The sequence below is a fragment of the Rhodococcus sp. NPDC080181 genome (genome assembly GCF_040702225.1).
Taxonomy (GTDB): domain Bacteria; phylum Actinomycetota; class Actinomycetes; order Mycobacteriales; family Mycobacteriaceae; genus Rhodococcoides; species Rhodococcoides fascians.
Window position 1 is genome coordinate 181,021 of the sequence record NZ_JBFBKN010000005.1, and the last position, 17,927, is coordinate 198,947.

The following is a 17,927-nucleotide window of genomic DNA, read 5'->3' on the forward strand; positions in this document are numbered from 1 at the left end:
TCAGTGGGTGGTGAGTTCGGTCAATCGCGCCCGAGCGGCGTCGATCCCTGCGGCGATGCCCGCGACATCCGAGCCCGATCCCTGGGCGAGTTCGGGCTTGCCACCACCTCGGCCACCGATGCTCGGACCGAACGACGCGACCAGCTCGCCGGCCGCGATTCCGGTCTCCTGGGCGGCCTTGTTCACCGAGACCACGAACGGGACCTTGCCGCCGACCGTGCCGAACAGCACGACGACGGCCGGATCGGTGCCGAGTCGGCCGCGGATGTCGGTGGCGAGCGTCCGCAGGTCGTTGCCGCCGACGCCGTCGGGTGCCTGCGCGACGACTGCTCGTACGTCACCGAACCGTTCGGCTTTGCCGACGTACTCTCCCGCCGAGGCCAGTACGGCCGCGGCTTTGACCGACTCCAGTTCCTTCTCGGCGACCCGAAGACGTTCGACCAGATTCTCGATGCGCGCCGGCACCTCCTCGGACGGGACCTTCAACGACGACGCGACGCCGGCCAACAGCGCGCGTTCCTTCGCCAGGTAGCGGTACGAGTCGAGGCCGACGAAGGCTTCGACGCGGCGTACTCCCGAGCCGACCGAGGATTCGCCGAGGATGGTGACCGGACCGATCTGCGACGAGTGTTGGACGTGAGTGCCACCGCACAGTTCCATCGAGAACGGCCCGCCGATCTCGACCACGCGGACCTCGTCGCCGTAGTTCTCGCCGAACAGCGCCATGGCCCCCATCTTCTTGGCGCTGTCGAGGTCGGTGACGAGGGTGTTGACCTCGTAGTCCGAGCCGACCGCATCGTTGGCGACATTCTCGATGTCGTCGCGCTGCGCCTCGGACAACGAGCCCTGCCAGGAGAAGTCGAATCGCAGGTACCCCGGCTTGTTCAGCGAGCCTGCCTGCGTCGCATTGGGTCCGAGCACCTGGCGCAGTGCGGCGTGCACCATGTGCGTGCCCGAGTGTCCTTGGGTGGCGCCCTTGCGCCAGGCGTGGTCGACGTCGACATGCACGGTGTCACCCTCGGTGATCTGGCCGGTATCGACCACGGACTTGTGGGTCCACACCTTCTTGGCGATCTTCTGCACATCGTTGACCTTGACGGTCAGGCCGGGTGCGGTGATGGTGCCGATATCGGCGATCTGACCACCGGATTCCGCGTACAGCGGGCTGCGGTCGAGGATGATCTCCACGCTCTCGCCGGCGACCGCGGTCGGAACCCGAACGCCGTTGGAGATCAACGCGAGAACCGTTGCCTCGGAACCGAGTTCGTCGAACCCGGTGAACTCGGTCGGCGAACCGTCGACGAAATCCTTGTAGACGGTGAGGTCGGCGTGTGCATGCTTGCGCGCGCGGGCGTCCTCTTTGGCGCGAGTGCGTTGCTCGGCCATCAACGAGCGGAATCCGTCTTCGTCCACGGACAGTCCGGCCTCGGCGGCCATTTCGAGCGTCAGGTCGATCGGGAACCCGTAGGTGTCGTGCAGCGCGAAGGCTTCGGCGCCGCCGATCTTTTTCGCGCCCGACGCCTTGACGGCCTCCGCGGCACCCTCGAACAGCCGCGAGCCCGACGTCAGGGTCTTGAGGAAGGCGGTCTCCTCCCCCACTGCGACGGTGAGGATGCGATCGAAGTCCGTGACCAGGTTGGGGTACGACTCGGCCATGGTGTCGCGGACGACGGTGATGAACTGCGCCATCGTCTCGTCGGGTGCGCCGAGGAGTCGCGCGGATCGGACGATGCGACGCAGCAGGCGCCGAAGCACGTAGCCGCGGCCGTCGTTGCCGGGATTGACTCCATCGGAGATCAGCAATGCAGCGGTGCGCGCGTGGTCGGCGATGACGCGGAAGCGGACGTCGTCGTCGTGGTTACTGCCGTAGGTCCGACCCGACAGCTCCTCTGCCTTGGCGATGACCGGCCGCACGAGATCGGTCTCGTACACGTTGTCGACGCCTTGGAGCAGGAATGCCACGCGCTCGACGCCCATGCCGGTGTCGATGTTCTTCTTCGGCAGTGGGCCGAGGATCTCGAAATCGTCCTTGCTGATGCCTTGGCCGCGTTCGTTCTGCATGAAGACGAGGTTCCAGATTTCGATGTACCGGTCCTCGTCGGCTTCGGGGCCGCCTTCGGCACCGAACTCGGGGCCTCGGTCGTAGTAGATCTCCGAGCAGGGTCCACAGGGTCCGGGGATTCCCATGGACCAGTAGTTGTCGGCCATTCCACGACGTTGGATGCGTTCGTCGGGCAGACCGGCGATCTCCTTCCACAGCTCGATCGCCTCGTCGTCGTCGAGGTAGGCCGTGGCCCAGATCCGCTCGGGATCGAACCCGTAGCCGCCGTCTTCGACGCTGTCGGTCAGCAGGGTCCAGGCATGCTTGATCGCGTCGCGCTTGAAGTAATCGCCGAACGAGAAGTTTCCGGCCATCTGGAAGAACGTGTTGTGCCGAGTGGTGATACCGACGTTCTCGATGTCGAGGGTGCGCACGCACTTCTGGACGCTCGTCGCCGTCTTGTACGGCGGCGTCTGCTGCCCGAGGAAGAACGGCACGAAGGGAACCATGCCCGCATTGACGAACAGCAGGTTCGGATCGTCGAGGATCAACGACGCACTGGGTACTTCGGTGTGTCCCGCCTTCACGAAATGGTCGAGGAAACGCCTGCGGATCTCATGGGTCTGCACTGATACAGGTTAGCGTCGTCAGACCCTGTGCCGATTCGAGGGCCTATCGGCCTCGGATGATGCGCCGCAGTTTCCCCACCCTGGTCGCGATTTCGCGCTCGGCACCGTGTTCGGTGGGCTCGTAGTAGTTCACGCCCACCAGTTCGTCGGGCGGATACTGCTGTCCCAGCACGCCACCCGGACTGCTGTGCGGGTATTTGTATCCGACCGCGTTGCCCAACCCCTGGGCACCCTTGTAGTGGCCGTCGCGTAGATGCGGAGGCACCGATCCGGACTTGCCTGCGGCGACGTCGGCCATGGCCGCTCCGAGGGCGCCGATCACGGCACCGGACTTGGGCGCTGTCGCCAGGTGAATGGTTGCCTGCGCCAGCGCCAGTCGCGCCTCCGGCATTCCGATCATCTGCACGGCACTCGCCGCGGCGGTGGCCGTCTGCAGTGCGGTGGGATCGGCCATCCCGATGTCCTCGCTCGCATGGACGACGAGCCGCCGCGCGATGAAGCGGGCGTCCTCCCCCGCGGTGATCATGCGTGCGAGGTAATGAAGTGCGGCATCGACGTCGGATCCCCTGATCGACTTGATGAACGCGCTGATGACGTCGTAGTGCTGGTCGCCGTCACGGTCGTAGCGCACCGCGGCCTTGTCGACACTGGCCTCGACCGTCGCGAGGTCCAGCATTCCGTCGGTTGCGGCACCCGCTGCCGCCTCGAGGGCCGTCAACGCTCGGCGGGCGTCACCGGCCGCGAGCCGCACCAGGTGGTCCATTGCGTCCTCGGCGATGGTCACCGCACCGTCCAGGCCTCGGGGATCGTTGGCCGCACGGGTCAGCAACAGTTCGATGTCCTCGGAGCGGAGCGGCTGCAATTGCAGCACCAGCGATCTCGACAGCAGTGGTGACACCACCGAGAAGGACGGATTCTCCGTCGTGGCGGCCACGAGCAACACGATTCGGTTCTCGACGGCGGCGAGCAGTGCGTCCTGCTGCGTCTTGGAGAAACGGTGGACCTCGTCGATGAACAACACGGTCTGCTCACCGGACAACAGCCGGCGGCGCGCGAGTTCGATGACGTTGCGCACTTCCTTGACCCCGGCCGACAGGGCGGACAACGCCTCGAACTTGCGACCGGTCGCCCCCGAGATCAACGACGCCAGCGTGGTTTTTCCTGTTCCGGGCGGGCCGTACAGCATCACCGAGGACGCTCCGGATCCCTCGACGAGACGACGCAACGGTGCGCCGGGTGCCAGCAGATGAGACTGTCCGACGACCTCGTCGAGCGTCGTCGGTCGCATGCGCACAGCGAGCGGTGCGTCGGGGCGCGTGTACGTGGAAGTCGGACGCGGCTGGTCGATCATCGGATCCGGTGCCGCGGGCGGATCGAACAATCCGTCGCCGTCCGACTCGTCGTCCGAGATGTCACTTCCGAAACCGCCGCTCACTGGTCGAACGCTACCGATTCGACGGTACGAAAGGCGAACGCGTTCGCGCTCAGCGGTCCCGCTTCGCGCGCAGAGCGGACACGACCGACTCGGCGCAGTCGGCGATATCGGGCTCTCCCGAACGCACTGCGCTGTCCTGGAGCACCGACCAACGCGAAATCAGCGCCTGCGACCGCGGTACCGACAGCTGGTGTGCGCGCGCCGCGGCAATTCGAGTGTGATCGTCGGGTAGGAACCAGTACGTGGTCAGCCACACCCAGATCAACCTCGCGTCGAGCAGCTTGGTAGCCAGCACGTGGTCGTCCGCCAGTGCAGGCCAGATGCCGACGACCTCCGAACGCCACGCGTCGATCATGGCCTGCTCGCGATCGTGCGAGAGCTCGAAACTGCACAGACACCCCGGGAACGACGCCAACGCGTACGTGATGTCGAGAGTGGCGTCTCGAAAACCGCCCCACTCGTAGTCGAGGAATCGAACGCCTTCGTCGTTGACGATGATGTTGTCGGGACACAGATCCGACGGGCTGAAGGCACGGAACGCTCCGTGTGCGAACAGCCGTCCGCTGCGCGAGACCCGTTCGAGAAGGACGTCCGGTGGTGCCCCTACTCCGAGCAATCCGGTCAACATGCCGGGTACCGCGGCGAGGGCATCGGGTATCTGCGCGGAAATCCCGTCTGCCGAGTCGGGCTGGCCGACCCGCCGAAGCAATGCTGCGAAATCGTCCTCGCGGCCGACGGTTGCCGCATGCATGCGCCCGAGCGCCTGAGCCATGGCCATCAAGGAGTTGGTGACCATCGATGCATCGGAACTGCGCAGCAGCGTGGGGATCGCACTGGCGTCACCGAGGTCGCTCAGAATCAACAGCCGAGCATCGAGATCGTAGGCGTGCAGCTCCGGCCCCGGCCTGCTGTCGGTGGCCAGGGCGTTCGCGAACTGGTACGACGCGGCCTCGCGCAGAAATGCACTCGACCCGGCGACATCGGTGAGCTCGGAATGCAGCTCCGATTCTCCGGGAAGATCGCGCACCTGCTTGACGACAAGGGTTCGCGGAAGCTGAAAAGGATTCTCGGACACCTTCACTCGCAACACGATGGCTTGGCCACTACCCCCGAGGTCGACGGGATCGATCAGCGTCACCGGTGCTCCGGTGCGCTTGGTCAGTAGTCGCTGGGCTGCTGCCACTACCTCGGATACAGGGTCTGCAAGTGTTGCGGTCATCGTTGTCCAAGCTACCTGTTCGCTACGTTGTACTGTGCCGTGTCGTCGGCTACGAAAGAGACACGATTGTCCGTTTTGCGGCTTTCGAGATCCCATTCGTAGACCCGACCAGCCGGCCGGTTACCCCGAAGCCACCAAAGTATGCAGCGCGAACTACATCGGTGCAACGTCGACCGAGACCGCGATCGTGCTCTTCTCGGCCTCGGTGTAGATGACCCCGCGCAGCGGCGGAACGTCGGCGTAGTCACGGCCCCAGGCGACCGTCGCATATCGCTCGTCGACCAGCTGATCATTGGTCGGATCGAAGGCCAGCCAGCGGTCGTCGGGCATCCACACCGCGGCCCACGCGTGGGTCGCATCGACACCGATCATGCGTTCCTTGCCCGGTGGCGGTTCCGTGGCGAGATAGCCCGACACGTACCGTGCCGCCAACCCCTGCGACCGCAGACAGGCGATGGCCAACCGAGCGAAGTCCTGACAGACCCCCGAACGTGCGGCGAGGACGTCGACCACGGTGGTCGATACCGTCGTGGACCCGGACAGATACCGAAAGTCGGTGAAGATTCGGTGCGTCAGATCGACGATGACGTCCGCGAGCGGACGCCCCGGCGTGAAACTGGGCGCGGCGTACGCTCGCACCTCGTCCGTGATCTCCGGCGTCGGCAGATCGAGGGCGAACTCCACCGCCGATGAACGTGCCGAGTCCGCTGCATCGGTCCTGGTGGGGTCGAACATGGCCATCCGGGCCGATTCCCACGGGGCAGTCGCAGGCCACGACGTGGTCTCGTCCACCGGCCGCGGGTACACCTCGACGAGCGAATCCGCCGTGACGACCAGCTTCTCGTGATCGTTGGTCACGTGGAAGTACACGTCTTCGTTGCCGTAGACATCGACGCCGAACGATTGATCGGTGGGTGGCGGCTCCACCGTGACCGACTTCTCGACGCAGTGCTGCCCGTCCATGTCCCGCGGCGCGAGAAATCCTCGCCCGTAGGACGACGTGACGCGATCGGAGTAGGTGTACGTGGTGATGTGCTTGATTCGGTACCGACGACTCGTCATCGTGCCCCGCTTCCGATCCGCGCACCGACGCTGCCCCACAGCGGCTGGGTACCGCCCGGCAGCGACATGTGCGTCGCGAGAACAACTCGGGACAGTTCTTCGAGCGAATCGTGAATACCGTCCACGAGCTCGATCAGTTCCACCCGCCGCCCGGTGGCGTCGACCGACTCCAGATCACCCGGGTCGACGCGCCGCAACCGAACCCGCATCTGCTCGACGAGCTGTTCGGGCCGCGAGCTACCGGACGCATCCGGTAGCGCACCGAGGTCGTCACGAAGGCGGTTGAGTTGGTACACCAGTGCGCGAGGGTTGCCGGCGTCGAACAGCAGCAGCTGCGCGACTGCAGCCGGCCGTGCACGACCACTGTTGCGTCGGCGATAGATCACCGAGGACTCTGCCGCAGACAGCACCGAATCGATGACCGCCTGTTCGGTGGACGGCGTCAGGGCGTGACTCAGTGTCGCTGACAGCAACACTGTCAGTTGCAATCCCCGCTCGATTCGCTTGCCCGCGTCCATCAGGTACCAACCGGCGTCCCGAACCATCGACTCCGACGCCAGTCCGGACAGCGCCAGCAGACCACGCAGCACGCTCGATTGCGATGCAGCCAGCTGGGCACCGTTGTTGACGGCCGACTCGCCCAACTCCTCGAGCGCGGTGTCGATGCGAGCGAGCACTGCCCAGGTGTCGTTCGAGAGTTGATCGCGCACCGCACGAGCTGCCTGTTGCATCCGGTCGACCGACTGCGCCAGTGAACCGAGGCGCTCCACCGAGAGCATCAGCGAGCGCATTTCGGCCATCGCATCGGCGCGGATCGTCTCGTCCAGGAATCCCGGTCCCGTGCGCGACACCTTCGTGACCGCTTCCAGCAGAATCGGCAGGCTGTCGCTGCCGTCGAGCCACGGCATCGAGCGATAGTCCTGATCCCGCTCCCGGGCGGCGATGAGCAGACGCGTCATGTCCTCCGCGCGTTCGCTGTACCGACCGAACCAGAAGAGATCACCCAGCACACGCGGGGAACTGACCACCTCGACGTTGGACGCGGCGTACTGCGGCAACTCCTCCACCGTGGCAGGCGGGGTGTGCGGAGCAGAATCGGCCGGAGTGACCCTCTCCACCGACTTGACCCACACGTCCTTGGACGCGACGGTGATCAGTGGTTCGGTGACCGGTGCCGTGATCATGACCTGACCGAGACCGCCTCGCATCGGGGTGTAGCCGACCCGCTGCGCGACGGTGAACAAGCGCATTCCGACCTGGGCGGGAGCAACCGCCAACTGCTCCCCCGACCCGCTGCCCCACGACGAACCCACCGGAGCCAGTGGGAACTCCGGCACTTCCTGACCGGTCCATTTCCACGGAGCTGCCTCGACCTCGTCCCACAGCGCCCGGGCCGCCTGCTCGGTGAGATCGTGACCCACGACCGCGCGTCGGGACACGGTGGATCTCAATACCAGCGATCGGAAGCGAGTTTGCATGTGCGAGAGTGCGATCGGATCACCACCCCAATAGGTGGGGACCGAATCGAGAGTCAGATCCTCATCCAGCAGAGCCCGGCTCAGCGCCGGCAGCAACGGTGTCAGTGCGGGATTCTCGAGGACTCCGCTACCGAGAGTGTTGACCACGCTCACCGCACCGCGCCGCAGGACCTCGACCAGACCGACCACACCCAGATGCGAATCCGGACGCAGATCGAGCGGGTCGACGAACTCGGCGTCGACGCGTCGTAACACCACGTCCACCCGTCGCAGTGTGCCGAGCGAACGCATCCACAAACAGCCGTCCCGCACCACCAGATCGGCGTTCTCGACGAGCGGGAAGCCCAGAACCGTTGCCAGATAAGCCTGATCGAACGCCGTCTCGGAATGCGACCCCGGCGTCAACACCACCACGACAGGATCCTCGGCGGACGCGGGTGCAGCGTCACGCAGCGCCAAGCGCATCGCCCGAGCGAACGTCGACAGCGGCCTCGGATTGCTCGCCTGGAACAGCTCCGGCATCGCCCGCGACATCACTCGCCGATCGGCCAGCGCATACCCCACCCCGGACGGTGCCTGAGTGCGATCCGCAACGACCGAGAACCGGCCGTCGGACCCGCGCGCGATGTCGGCTGCGTGCATGAACAACTGATGCGGACCCGGGACGGTGATGGCGTGCGCCGGTCGAAGATAGCCGGGGTTGCCGAAGATCAGCTCGGGCGGAATCAGACCGCGCCGGACTGTCTCCTGCGCACCGTAGATGTCGGTCAGGATGGCGTCGAGCAGTTGCGAACGTTGAACCAGCCCCGCTTCGAGCCGATCCCATTCGTCCGCTGCAACGACGTACGGGACGCTGTCCAATCCCCACCGCACGGAACTGGGCCCGGGCTCGTTGCCGCCCGTCGGAATCGGGTTGTACGTGATTCCGTGATCGTCGACCAGCCGGCTGACCCGGGACTGCAACGTCTGCATGGCACCCGGGCCGGCGTGGCGCATACCGTCGACCAACTCCGCCCAGTGCGGACGCACCGTGTCGTCGGCAGCGAGCATCTCGTCGAACAGATCTCTGCGACCCGTCACGGCCTCACGTCGACCGTGATATTCGAGCCACGGTGACACGAGGTCGGGTGACACGGGGTCGGGCGCACCGGCCGCCGTCTCGCTGCGGCCCGCCTCACTGTGAGCGGTATCCACGGGCACCATCGAGCCGTTGTTCCTTCCGTCGGTCGATCACACTCCGTCGCCGGATGAGGCGTGGTCGTTGCCGAATCCACCCGTTCCGCGTCGGACAGAAATCGCTACCGGTCGACTCGTTCTTTTCTTGCCCGCCTCAGGACGTGTGAACCCCGGTCCGGCGCAGGTCCAGCATGCCGGGCGCAGTCACGTCGATCGCTTGGCGAGCGTGCATCTCGAGCAATCTTGCTATGTCCACCTTGCCGGACGTGAACCCGCCCTCCTCGAAACGACCGTTGCGTCGCGCTTCCGCCTCCACCGAGTTGACCGGTGGACCGTCGTACGACCGTCCGCCGGGGTGCACCACGTGATACGAGCACCCGCCGACTGCGCGTCCGGTTTGCATCTCCACCAGATCGAATCGCAAGGGACTCTGCACCTCGATCGTGGGGTGCAGCGCGCTCGGCGGTTGCCAGGCGCGATAGCGAACTCCGGCGACCTGGACGTCCTGTCGCTCGGTGCGCAACATCGGTACCGGCACCCCGTTGCAGGTCAACAGGTAGCGGCCCACATCGGCACCGGCAACGCGAACCTGGATGCGCTCGACCGAGGAGTCCACGTAGCGCGCCGTGCCCGACGACGTCGACTCCTCCCCGAGCGTGTTCCACGGCTCGATTGCACCGCGCAGTTCGATCTCGGCATCGCCGACGACGGTGGTACCGATGCGCGGGAAACGAAACTCGGTGAACGGGTCCAGCCAGCTGGTATCGAATTCGATGCCGTGCTCGCGGAGGTCCTCGGCGACCCGGCCGATATCACCGATCACGAAGTGCGGCAACATGTATCGACCGTGCAGGTTGGCACCGTGCCGAATCAGTGGTGCTTCGAGCGGGGTATCCCAGAATCGCGAGACCATCGAGCGCACGAGTAAGGACTGCACCATCGCCATCTGATGATGCGGCGGCATCTCGAATCCGCGAAGTTCGAGCAGACCGAGCCTGCCGCGGGTGGAGTCGGGGCTGTACAGCTTGTCGATGCAGAACTCGGCACGGTGCGTGTTCCCGGTGATGTCGGTGAGCAGGTGCCGCAGCGCCCGATCGACGACCCACGGCGATGCCGAACGGTCAGCACCGGTCAGACGCTTGATCTCGCTGAACGCAACCTCGAGCTCGTAGAGCGACTCCTCACGACCTTCGTCGGCTCGGGGGGCCTGCGAGGTGGTACCGATGAATCGACCCGAGAACAGGTACGACAGCGACGGGTGACGTTGCCAATGTGTCAACAGAGACACCAGCAGGTCCGGTCGGCGCAGCACCGGCGAATCGGACGGTGTGACGCCACCCAGAGTGATGTGGTTGCCACCGCCGGTGCCGCGAGTGGTGCCGTCGTTGTCGAAACCCTCGGTACTCAACCGTGATTTACGCGCCTCGAGATACAAGCGCTCCATCAGCTCGTTCTGCTCCGCCCACGACGACGTCGGCTGAACGTTCACCTCGATGACCCCGGGATCCGGAGTGACCGTGAGGGTTTGGATACGGGGATCCGAAGGCGGGCCGTAACCCTCGAGGACGACCGGTGTCTCGATCGCGGATGCGGCGCGCTCCACCCGAGAGACCAGATCGACGAAGTCGTCCAATCGATCCATCGGCGGCATGAACACGTGCAGTACGCCGTCGCGTACCTCGGCGACCAGTGCGGTCACCGCAGTTCCACCCACTCCGGACGTCTCCCGCACCGCCTGCGCGTAGCGCGACTCGGCCGGGTCGACGGCCCGCGGTGGTTGCTGCGTCAGCTGCGGGGTCGGCAGATCGGGTTTCGGTGCGGTGGGATCGGCCGGGTTCTCGACCGGACCCCCGTCCCACGAGATCGCTCGTAGCGGCAGACGGAGCCCTGCGGGAGAATCCCCCTCCAACAACACGATTCGCCCACGTCGCAGCTTCCAGTCTGCGCTCTGCCAGCCAGTGCCGTCCTCGGTCCGCGAGATCGGCAGCACGAATGCCGCCGGTTCGTCGGTACTGGCGTCGAGCCGTTCGAGGAGAAGCCTTCTCGCATCTGCGGAATCTGTCCCCGGTTCGAGATCGTCGGCGTCGGCCGGCGGATCCCCGTAGGGCTGACGCACCAGATCCAACAGCTTGACGAGCGGGTCCTCGTAGGCCGGACGCGCTTGCGAGGCGGGCAGACCCAATCCGTCGACCAGTCGGTCGATCAGCTTCTGCGATACGGAATTGTCGACTGGATCAGGACGCAGATCGTCCGCCGACCACGGATCGGCTATGAGGTCCGAGTCGTGCCACAGTGCCTGGCCGTCGGTGCGCCAGAACAAACCCACCTGCCATCGTGGGAGAGGCTCACCGGGATACCATTTGCCCTGGCTGCGCTGGACCATGCCGTCGGGCGCGTAGATGGTTCGAAGTCGTTCTGCGAGAACGCTGGCCAGCTTGCGCTTGTGCGGACCGTCTGCGGTGGTGTTCCACTCGGGCGCTTCCTGGTTCTCGATGGCGACGAACGTCGGCTCACCACCGACGGTCAATCGAATGTCCTGATCGAGCATGCGCCGGTCGATCTTCTCGGCCGTGGCCTCGATCGCGTCCCACTGCTCGGCCGTGTACGGCAACGTTGTACGCGGATCCTCGTGAACACGCACCACAGTGTTCGAGAAGTCGAGTTCGGCTGTGCATTTGCTCGTCGCGCCGGAAATTGCGGCCGCGGTCGACGGATGCGGCGTGGCCGACAGTGGAATGTGACCCTCGCCGGCGAACAGGCCCGACGTGGGGTCCATTCCGACCCAACCGGCACCGGGGAGGTACACCTCGGTCCAGGCGTGCAGGTCGGTGAAGTCCTCGACCGGCCCGGACGGACCGTCCAGCGATTTCACGTCCGAGGACAATTGGACGAGGTAACCCGAGACGAAGCGCGCGGCCAGGCCCATCTGACGAAGGACCGACACCAGCAACCACGCGGAGTCACGGCACGATCCCACGGCGGACGTCAACGTCAGGTCCGGGGTCTGCACTCCGGGCTCCATCCGCACGGAGTAGCCGACGTCCGCCATCACGGCCTGATTGGCCATGACGAGAAAGTCGATGGTGCGCAACGATTCTCCGCGCTCGACGACGGCGGCCTGCAGCTTCTCCACCCACGCGGACACGACCGGTCCGGGCCCGGAACCGGCCTTGTCCTCGTCCACCGGGCGAAGATAGGGCTCGAGATCGGGCAGATCGTGTTCCTCGTATGCGAAGCCGAAGTGCTCCGCCCATTCCTCGAAGAAAAAATCCAACGGATTGATCGACGCCATGTCCGCAACGAGTCCGACCGTGATGGACAGATGGTCGGTTCGCTCGGGGAACACCACGCGGGCGAGAAAATTGCCGAAGACGTCCTGCTGCCAATTGACGAAATGCTCGGCCGGCTCGATCTTCAGCGAATACGCCTCGATCGGAGTGCGCGAATGCGGTGCCGGTCGCAGCCTGATCTCGTGCGGAAAGATCTTGACCGTGCGGTCGAATCGGTAACTGGTGCGATGTTCGAGTGCAACCTTGATGCCCACGGCGAGCCCCTCGTGATAGTCCCGGTATGGGTAGAAACAACAACCCTAGTGGGCCCCGGCCCGGTGCGCTCGGCAAGAATTCGAACCATCGACGATGCCCGACGGTATTCGGGCCCGCACGACCGTCCACGTGTCGAACGCCTTGACACAACTCAGCGGTCTACGGTTCGCTCAGCTTCGAAAATGCGGACGAATCGTCGACGTACCACGCCAGACATGAAGGGTGAATCGTGAGTGAAAACCCGCCCGACGGACCGCAATACGGTCGCGGACCCAACCCGGACAAGCCGGACCCGAACACGCCGCAGACACCGGGAAGCGGGTACCCACCGCCCGGCAACTACCCGCATCAGGGCGGTGCCCCGGGCGGTTATCCTCCCCCGCCCGGCAACTACCCGCCCCAAGGCAACTACCCGCCTCAGGGCGGCTATCCTCCCCCTCCCGGAAACTACCCACCGCCGCCCGGAAACTACCCACCTCAGGGTGCGCCCGGTGGCTATCCACCCCCGCCCGGCAATTACCCACCGCCGCCCGGGAACTACGGGAACTACGGAAATCAGAACTACGGACAGACACCTCTCGGACCCAACCCCGGTCGACTCGACGTCGGTGCTGCACTGAGCTACGGCTTCGACAAGTTCAAGGCCAACACCGGACCGTGGCTCGGTATTACGGCCATCGTGTGGGCGGTCAGCGTCGCCGTGTTCATCGTCACGTTCGCGTCGACCCTGACGGCCGCGGTCGCTGCTGCCGACCGAGGTGAAAGTACTGCCGTCGCGGCGACGTCGGGCGCATTCCTGGTGGTGACCACGATCGCGACATTCGTGTCCTACTTCGTGAATGCGGCATACGTACGGGGAGCGTTGGACGAAACGGGTGGGCCACAGAAGCCGACGTTCGGCAGGTTCTTCCAACTCACGAACGTTCCGCAGATTGCGGTACTGGCTTTGATCTGGACGGTGGCCAGCGTCGTGCTGAGCTTCGTTCCGTTCCTGGGCACCGTCCTGCTGATCGTGATCGGTTTCCTCGCGAACTTCGCACTGACTTTCCTGATCGATCGCAACCAGTCGGCGATCGAGTCGATCAAGTCGTCTATAGACCTGACGGTCAAGAACTTCGGCCCGGTCCTGCTGCTGTTGCTGGCCCTCGCCGCCATCAACTTCGTCGGCATTGTGCTGTGCGGCCTCGGTCTGCTCATCACCCTTCCGGTCTCGGTGATCGCCACCAACTACGCCTACCGCGTACTCACCGGCGGGCCCCTGACTCCCGCGCGCTGATCTCGCACCACGACAGACGCGAATGTCCCCGTAACGCACTGCGTTACGGGGACATTCGTTCTTGCGGACCTCGAGTGGAAGCTAGGCCTCTGTCGGCGCTTCTTCCTTCTTCTCCGGCTTGAAGTCGACGCCCGATTCCTTGCGCTGCTGCGCGGTGATCGGTGCAGGCGCGTCGGTCAACGGGTCGATGCCGCCACCGGACTTGGGGAATGCGATGACCTCACGGATGGAATCGACTCCGGCGAGCAGCGCGGTGATGCGATCCCAACCGAACGCGATTCCGCCGTGCGGCGGCGCGCCGTAGCTGAAGGCATCGAGAAGGAAGCCGAACTTCTCCTGGGCCTCTTCCTTGCCGATCCCCATGATCGCGAACACTCGTTCCTGAATGTCCTTGCGGTGGATACGAATACTGCCGCCGCCGATCTCGTTTCCGTTGCAGACGATGTCGTAGGCGTAGGCCAGAGCAGATCCCGGATCGGTGTCGAATGTGTCCATCGACTCCGGCTTCGGCGACGTGAACGCATGGTGCACGGCCGTCCACGCCCCGGACCCGACGGCGACGTCGCCACTGGCGGTGGCGTCGGACGTGGGCTCGAACAGCGGCGCGTCGACGACCCACACGAACGCCCACGCCTTGGGGTCGATCAGGTCGAGCTTGCGTGCGATCTCGCCGCGGACGGCGCCGAGCAGTCCGCGGGAGGCCTTGACCGGACCGGCGGAGAAGAAGATCGCGTCGCCGTTCTTCGCGCCGACGTGCGCAGCGAGGCCGTCCCGTTCGGCGTCGGTCAAGTTCTTCGCGACCGGGCCGCCGAGGGTGCCGTCCTCACCGACCAGCACGTAGGCCAGGCCCTTGTGTCCACGCTGCTTGGCGAATTCCTGCCAACGGTCGAGCTGCTTACGGGGCTGCGACGCACCGCCGGGCATGACGACCGCACCGACGTACGGAGCCTGAAAGACGCGGAACGTGGTGTCGGAGAAGAAATCCGTGCACTCGACCAGTTCGATGTCGAATCGAAGATCGGGCTTGTCGGAGCCGTACCGGCGCATGGCCTCGGCGTAGGTGATCCGCGGGATGGGTGCCGTGAAGTGGTGCCCGACGAGCTTCCACAGCGACGCCAGAATTTCTTCGGCCAACAGGATGACGTCGTCCTGGGTGACGAAGCTCATCTCGACGTCGAGCTGGGTGAACTCGGGCTGACGATCGGCCCGGAAGTCTTCGTCTCGATAGCAGCGAGCGATCTGGTAGTACCGCTCGATACCTCCGACCATCAGCAGCTGCTTGAACAGCTGCGGGCTCTGCGGCAGTGCGTAGAAGCTACCCGGCTGCAGACGAGCGGGAACGAGGAAGTCCCGTGCGCCCTCGGGGGTGGAACGCGTCAGCGTCGGGGTCTCGACCTCGACGAACTCGTGGTGCGCCAGAACCGATCGGGCGGCGGCGTTGACGTGCGAACGCAGTCGAATCGCATGGCCGGGGCCCTCACGGCGCAAGTCGAGGTAGCGGTATTTGAGGCGTGCTTCCTCACCGGGCTGATCGTCGAGCTGGAACGGCAACGGTGCGGCCTCGGACAGGACCTCGATCTCGGATGCCTCGACCTCGATGGCACCGGTGGGGATCTCGTAGTTCGCGTTGCCTTCGGGACGACCCTCGACCTTGCCGGTCACCTTCACCACGTACTCGGCGCGCAGTCGGTGGGCCTGCTCGAGCGCTGCTCCCTCGCGGAAGACGACCTGAGACACACCGGATGCGTCACGCAGATCGATGAAGATGACGCCACCGTGATCGCGTCGACGGGCCACCCATCCCGTCAACGTCACAGTTCGGTCGACGTGCTCGGGGCGTAATGAGCCGGCGAGATGGGTGCGCAGCACGGGTGTCCTTTCGAGAAAAATCCGCTGATCGTGTTCTTCGCTCACCGATCCTACGGAGCGCATCGCCGCAGAAGGAAACGAGATCCCGTCCCGGCATGCGAAGCTAAGACCGACAGTGGCGGTATCGGTTCGCACGGAGTATGCGGGCTCGGCGGAGGGGAACTCCAGCATGACGTTCAGAGAAGGCTCGCAAACGACACCGGGCCGAGTCTCCGTCGGTGGTAGCGGCGGAGGCGGCGGACGCGGCAAGTTGGCGATCGGCGGTGGCGCGGGTGGGCTGGTCATCATCGTCCTCGCGCTGCTCTTCGGCGGCGACCCGGGAGCAATACTGAACCAAATCAGTGGGGGCGACAGCTCCGCCGGGCAGGGCGAGGACGGGTCGTCCGGAACACTCGACTGCGACGTAGCAGACGCGAACAGCAACGTGAACTGCCGCGTCGACTTCACGGTGGGAAGCCTGGACACCGTCTGGGAATCGCAGCTGCAGCCTCAAACCGGCGTCGCCTACGTCCAGCCGGACGTGCGGTTGTTCTCTGGAGCAACGAACACCGGCTGCGGCAACGCCACCAGCGCCGTCGGGCCGTTCTACTGCCCGGCCGATTCCACGGCGTATTTCGATACGAGCTTCTTTCAGGTCCTGGTCGATCAGTTCGGCTCCAGCGGTGGGCCACTGGCACAGGAATACGTCGTGGCGCACGAGATCGGCCACCACATCCAGAACCAGTTGGGCGACATCGGGCGCGCACAGCAAGACCCTCAGGGTCCCGAGTCCGGTGGCGTGCGGGTGGAATTGCAAGCCGATTGCTACGCAGGAATCTGGGCGCACTACGCGGCCGAGACCGTCGACCCGAAGAGCGGCGTCCCATTTCTCGAACCGCTGACCTCCGCCCAGATCGACGACGCACTGTCCGCCGCATCCTCGGTGGGCGACGACCGGATTCAGCAGGCGTCCACCGGCCGGGTCAACCCAGAGGGCTGGACGCACGGCTCGTCCGCCCAGCGCCAGGCGTGGTTCTCCACCGGCTACGAGACCGGACAAGTGGCCGCCTGCGACACGTTCTCGGCTCGCGACCTCGACAATCCCTGAACCAGTACTGCTCAGAACAGCGTGAGTGCCGGCCCCGAGGTCACCAACCCGCGGGGTTCGGCAGGCTCGTTCGCGGGCAACGCGCGGGTCTGGTCGGCGGCGAAACCGTAGGTGTCGAGCAGCGGATCGATTCTCGCCTTCAGCCACTGCTTGTACTCCGGAGTGACGTACGCCCCGTGTCCGTAGAGCTGGCGGTATCTGCGTACCAACGCCGGGTGCTCCTTCACCAGCCAGCTCATGTACCAGTCCTTGGTGCTCGATCGAAGATGCATCGGCAGCGCCGTGACGGTCGTCGCCCCGGCCTCGGCCAGCGCAGCGATCAGCCCGTCGAGTTGTTTGGCTCCGTCGGTGAGAAACGGAATGACCGGCGCCACCAGCACACCGCAGTCGAGTCCCGCATCCCGCACGGCGCGGATGAGGTCCAACCTTGCTCGCGGACTTGGTGTTCCGGGTTCGAGCTGCTTCTGCAAATCTGCATCGTGGATCGCCAAACTGATGCTCACGTGTACGTCGACCTTCTGTGCAGCCAGGGTCAGCAGCGGCAGATCCCGTCGCAACAGCGTTCCCTTGGTCAGGATCGAGAACGGCGTACCCGACTCGGTCAACGCGCGAGTGATGCCGGGCATCAACCGATATCGCCCCTCGGCGCGTTGATAGGGATCGGTGTTGGTCCCCAGCGCGACCGGCTCCCGCTTCCAGGATCGACGTGCGAGCTCTTTGCGGAGGACTGCCGCAACGTTCGTCTTGACGACGATCTGCGAGTCGAAATCGTTGCCGGAATCGAGGTCCAGGTATTCGTGTGTCGGCCTCGCGAAGCAGTACCGGCACGCATGCGAGCATCCGCGCATCGGATTGACGGTCCACGAGAACGGCACCTGCGATTCGCCCGGAACCTCGTTCAGGGCACTCTTGCACAACACCTCGTGAAATGTGATGCCCTCGAACTCCGGGGTCTGCACGCTGCGGACGAGCCCGGACCGTTCCAGCCCCGGTAGCGCGCCCTCGTCTGCGGCATCGAGAGTCTGACCGGCCCATCGCATGCACACAGTCGAACATTTGTTCTATGCCGTGTCAAGGTCGGCATCGCTCCCCCGCATCCCCCGGTCGGGT

Annotated in this window: 10 protein-coding genes; 2 read left to right on the top strand and 8 right to left on the bottom strand. The window is 65.2% G+C overall.

Features of this window, described 5'->3' with window-relative positions:
• The 6 genes from alaS to AB0O58_RS08280 form a co-directional block, all read right to left on the bottom strand.
• On the bottom strand, nt 1-2,670 hold the full coding sequence (gene alaS / locus AB0O58_RS08255; RefSeq protein WP_027496968.1) for an alanine--tRNA ligase: 2,670 nt from the start codon (nt 2,668-2,670) through the stop codon (nt 1-3).
• 43 nt (nt 2,671-2,713) lie between these two features.
• Entirely contained in the window at nt 2,714-4,105 is a 1,392-nt protein-coding gene (locus tag AB0O58_RS08260; protein WP_366238095.1) for a replication-associated recombination protein A, read from the bottom strand.
• 49 nt (nt 4,106-4,154) lie between these two features.
• Complete coding sequence (locus AB0O58_RS08265; RefSeq protein ID WP_366238096.1) at nt 4,155-5,324, bottom strand: kinase; 1,170 nt, start codon at nt 5,322-5,324, stop codon at nt 4,155-4,157.
• Nucleotides 5,325-5,477: 153 nt separating this feature from the next.
• Entirely contained in the window at nt 5,478-6,386 is a 909-nt protein-coding gene (locus AB0O58_RS08270; protein ID WP_027496965.1) for a transglutaminase family protein, read from the bottom strand.
• Entirely contained in the window at nt 6,383-9,067 is a 2,685-nt protein-coding gene (locus AB0O58_RS08275; RefSeq protein WP_366238097.1) for a circularly permuted type 2 ATP-grasp protein, read from the bottom strand. Before AB0O58_RS08275 ends, AB0O58_RS08270 begins: the two co-directional genes overlap by 4 nt.
• A gap of 127 nt (nt 9,068-9,194) precedes the next feature.
• Nucleotides 9,195-12,584 carry a transglutaminase family protein gene (locus AB0O58_RS08280; protein ID WP_366238098.1) on the bottom strand — a complete coding sequence of 1,130 codons (3,390 nt, stop codon included), beginning with the start codon at nt 12,582-12,584 and terminating at the stop codon, nt 9,195-9,197.
• 230 nt (nt 12,585-12,814) lie between these two features.
• Between AB0O58_RS08280 and AB0O58_RS08285 the strand changes: the two genes are divergently transcribed.
• Nucleotides 12,815-13,861, top strand: a complete 1,047-nt coding sequence (locus AB0O58_RS08285; protein WP_032372493.1) for a hypothetical protein — start codon at nt 12,815-12,817, stop codon at nt 13,859-13,861.
• Nucleotides 13,862-13,942: 81 nt separating this feature from the next.
• Here the strand turns inward: AB0O58_RS08285 and aspS are convergent, their stop codons facing one another.
• Complete coding sequence (gene aspS, locus AB0O58_RS08290) at nt 13,943-15,730, bottom strand: aspartate--tRNA ligase (RefSeq protein ID WP_032372494.1); 1,788 nt, start codon at nt 15,728-15,730, stop codon at nt 13,943-13,945.
• A gap of 169 nt (nt 15,731-15,899) precedes the next feature.
• On the opposite strand from aspS, the gene AB0O58_RS08295 reads away from it, so the two are divergent.
• On the top strand, nt 15,900-16,817 hold the full coding sequence (locus AB0O58_RS08295; RefSeq protein WP_032370624.1) for a neutral zinc metallopeptidase: 918 nt from the start codon (nt 15,900-15,902) through the stop codon (nt 16,815-16,817).
• A gap of 11 nt (nt 16,818-16,828) precedes the next feature.
• On the opposite strand, the gene AB0O58_RS08300 is transcribed toward AB0O58_RS08295, so the two are convergent.
• Nucleotides 16,829-17,857 carry an Rv2578c family radical SAM protein gene (locus AB0O58_RS08300; protein ID WP_366238099.1) on the bottom strand — a complete coding sequence of 343 codons (1,029 nt, stop codon included), beginning with the start codon at nt 17,855-17,857 and terminating at the stop codon, nt 16,829-16,831.
• Nucleotides 17,858-17,927 lie beyond the last annotated feature (70 nt).

What these genes read in the sequence shown, in the direction of transcription:
- AB0O58_RS08265 (WP_366238096.1), bottom strand. Translation starts at nt 5,324, where the DNA reads ATGACCGCAACACTTGCAGACCCTGTATCCGAGGTAGTGGCAGCAGCC.
- AB0O58_RS08270 (WP_027496965.1), bottom strand. Translation starts at nt 6,386, where the DNA reads ATGACGAGTCGTCGGTACCGAATCAAGCACATCACCACGTACACCTAC.
- AB0O58_RS08275 (WP_366238097.1), bottom strand. Translation starts at nt 9,067, where the DNA reads ATGGTGCCCGTGGATACCGCTCACAGTGAGGCGGGCCGCAGCGAGACG.
- AB0O58_RS08295 (WP_032370624.1), top strand. Translation starts at nt 15,900, where the DNA reads ATGACGTTCAGAGAAGGCTCGCAAACGACACCGGGCCGAGTCTCCGTC.
- AB0O58_RS08300 (WP_366238099.1), bottom strand. Translation starts at nt 17,857, where the DNA reads ATGCGATGGGCCGGTCAGACTCTCGATGCCGCAGACGAGGGCGCGCTA.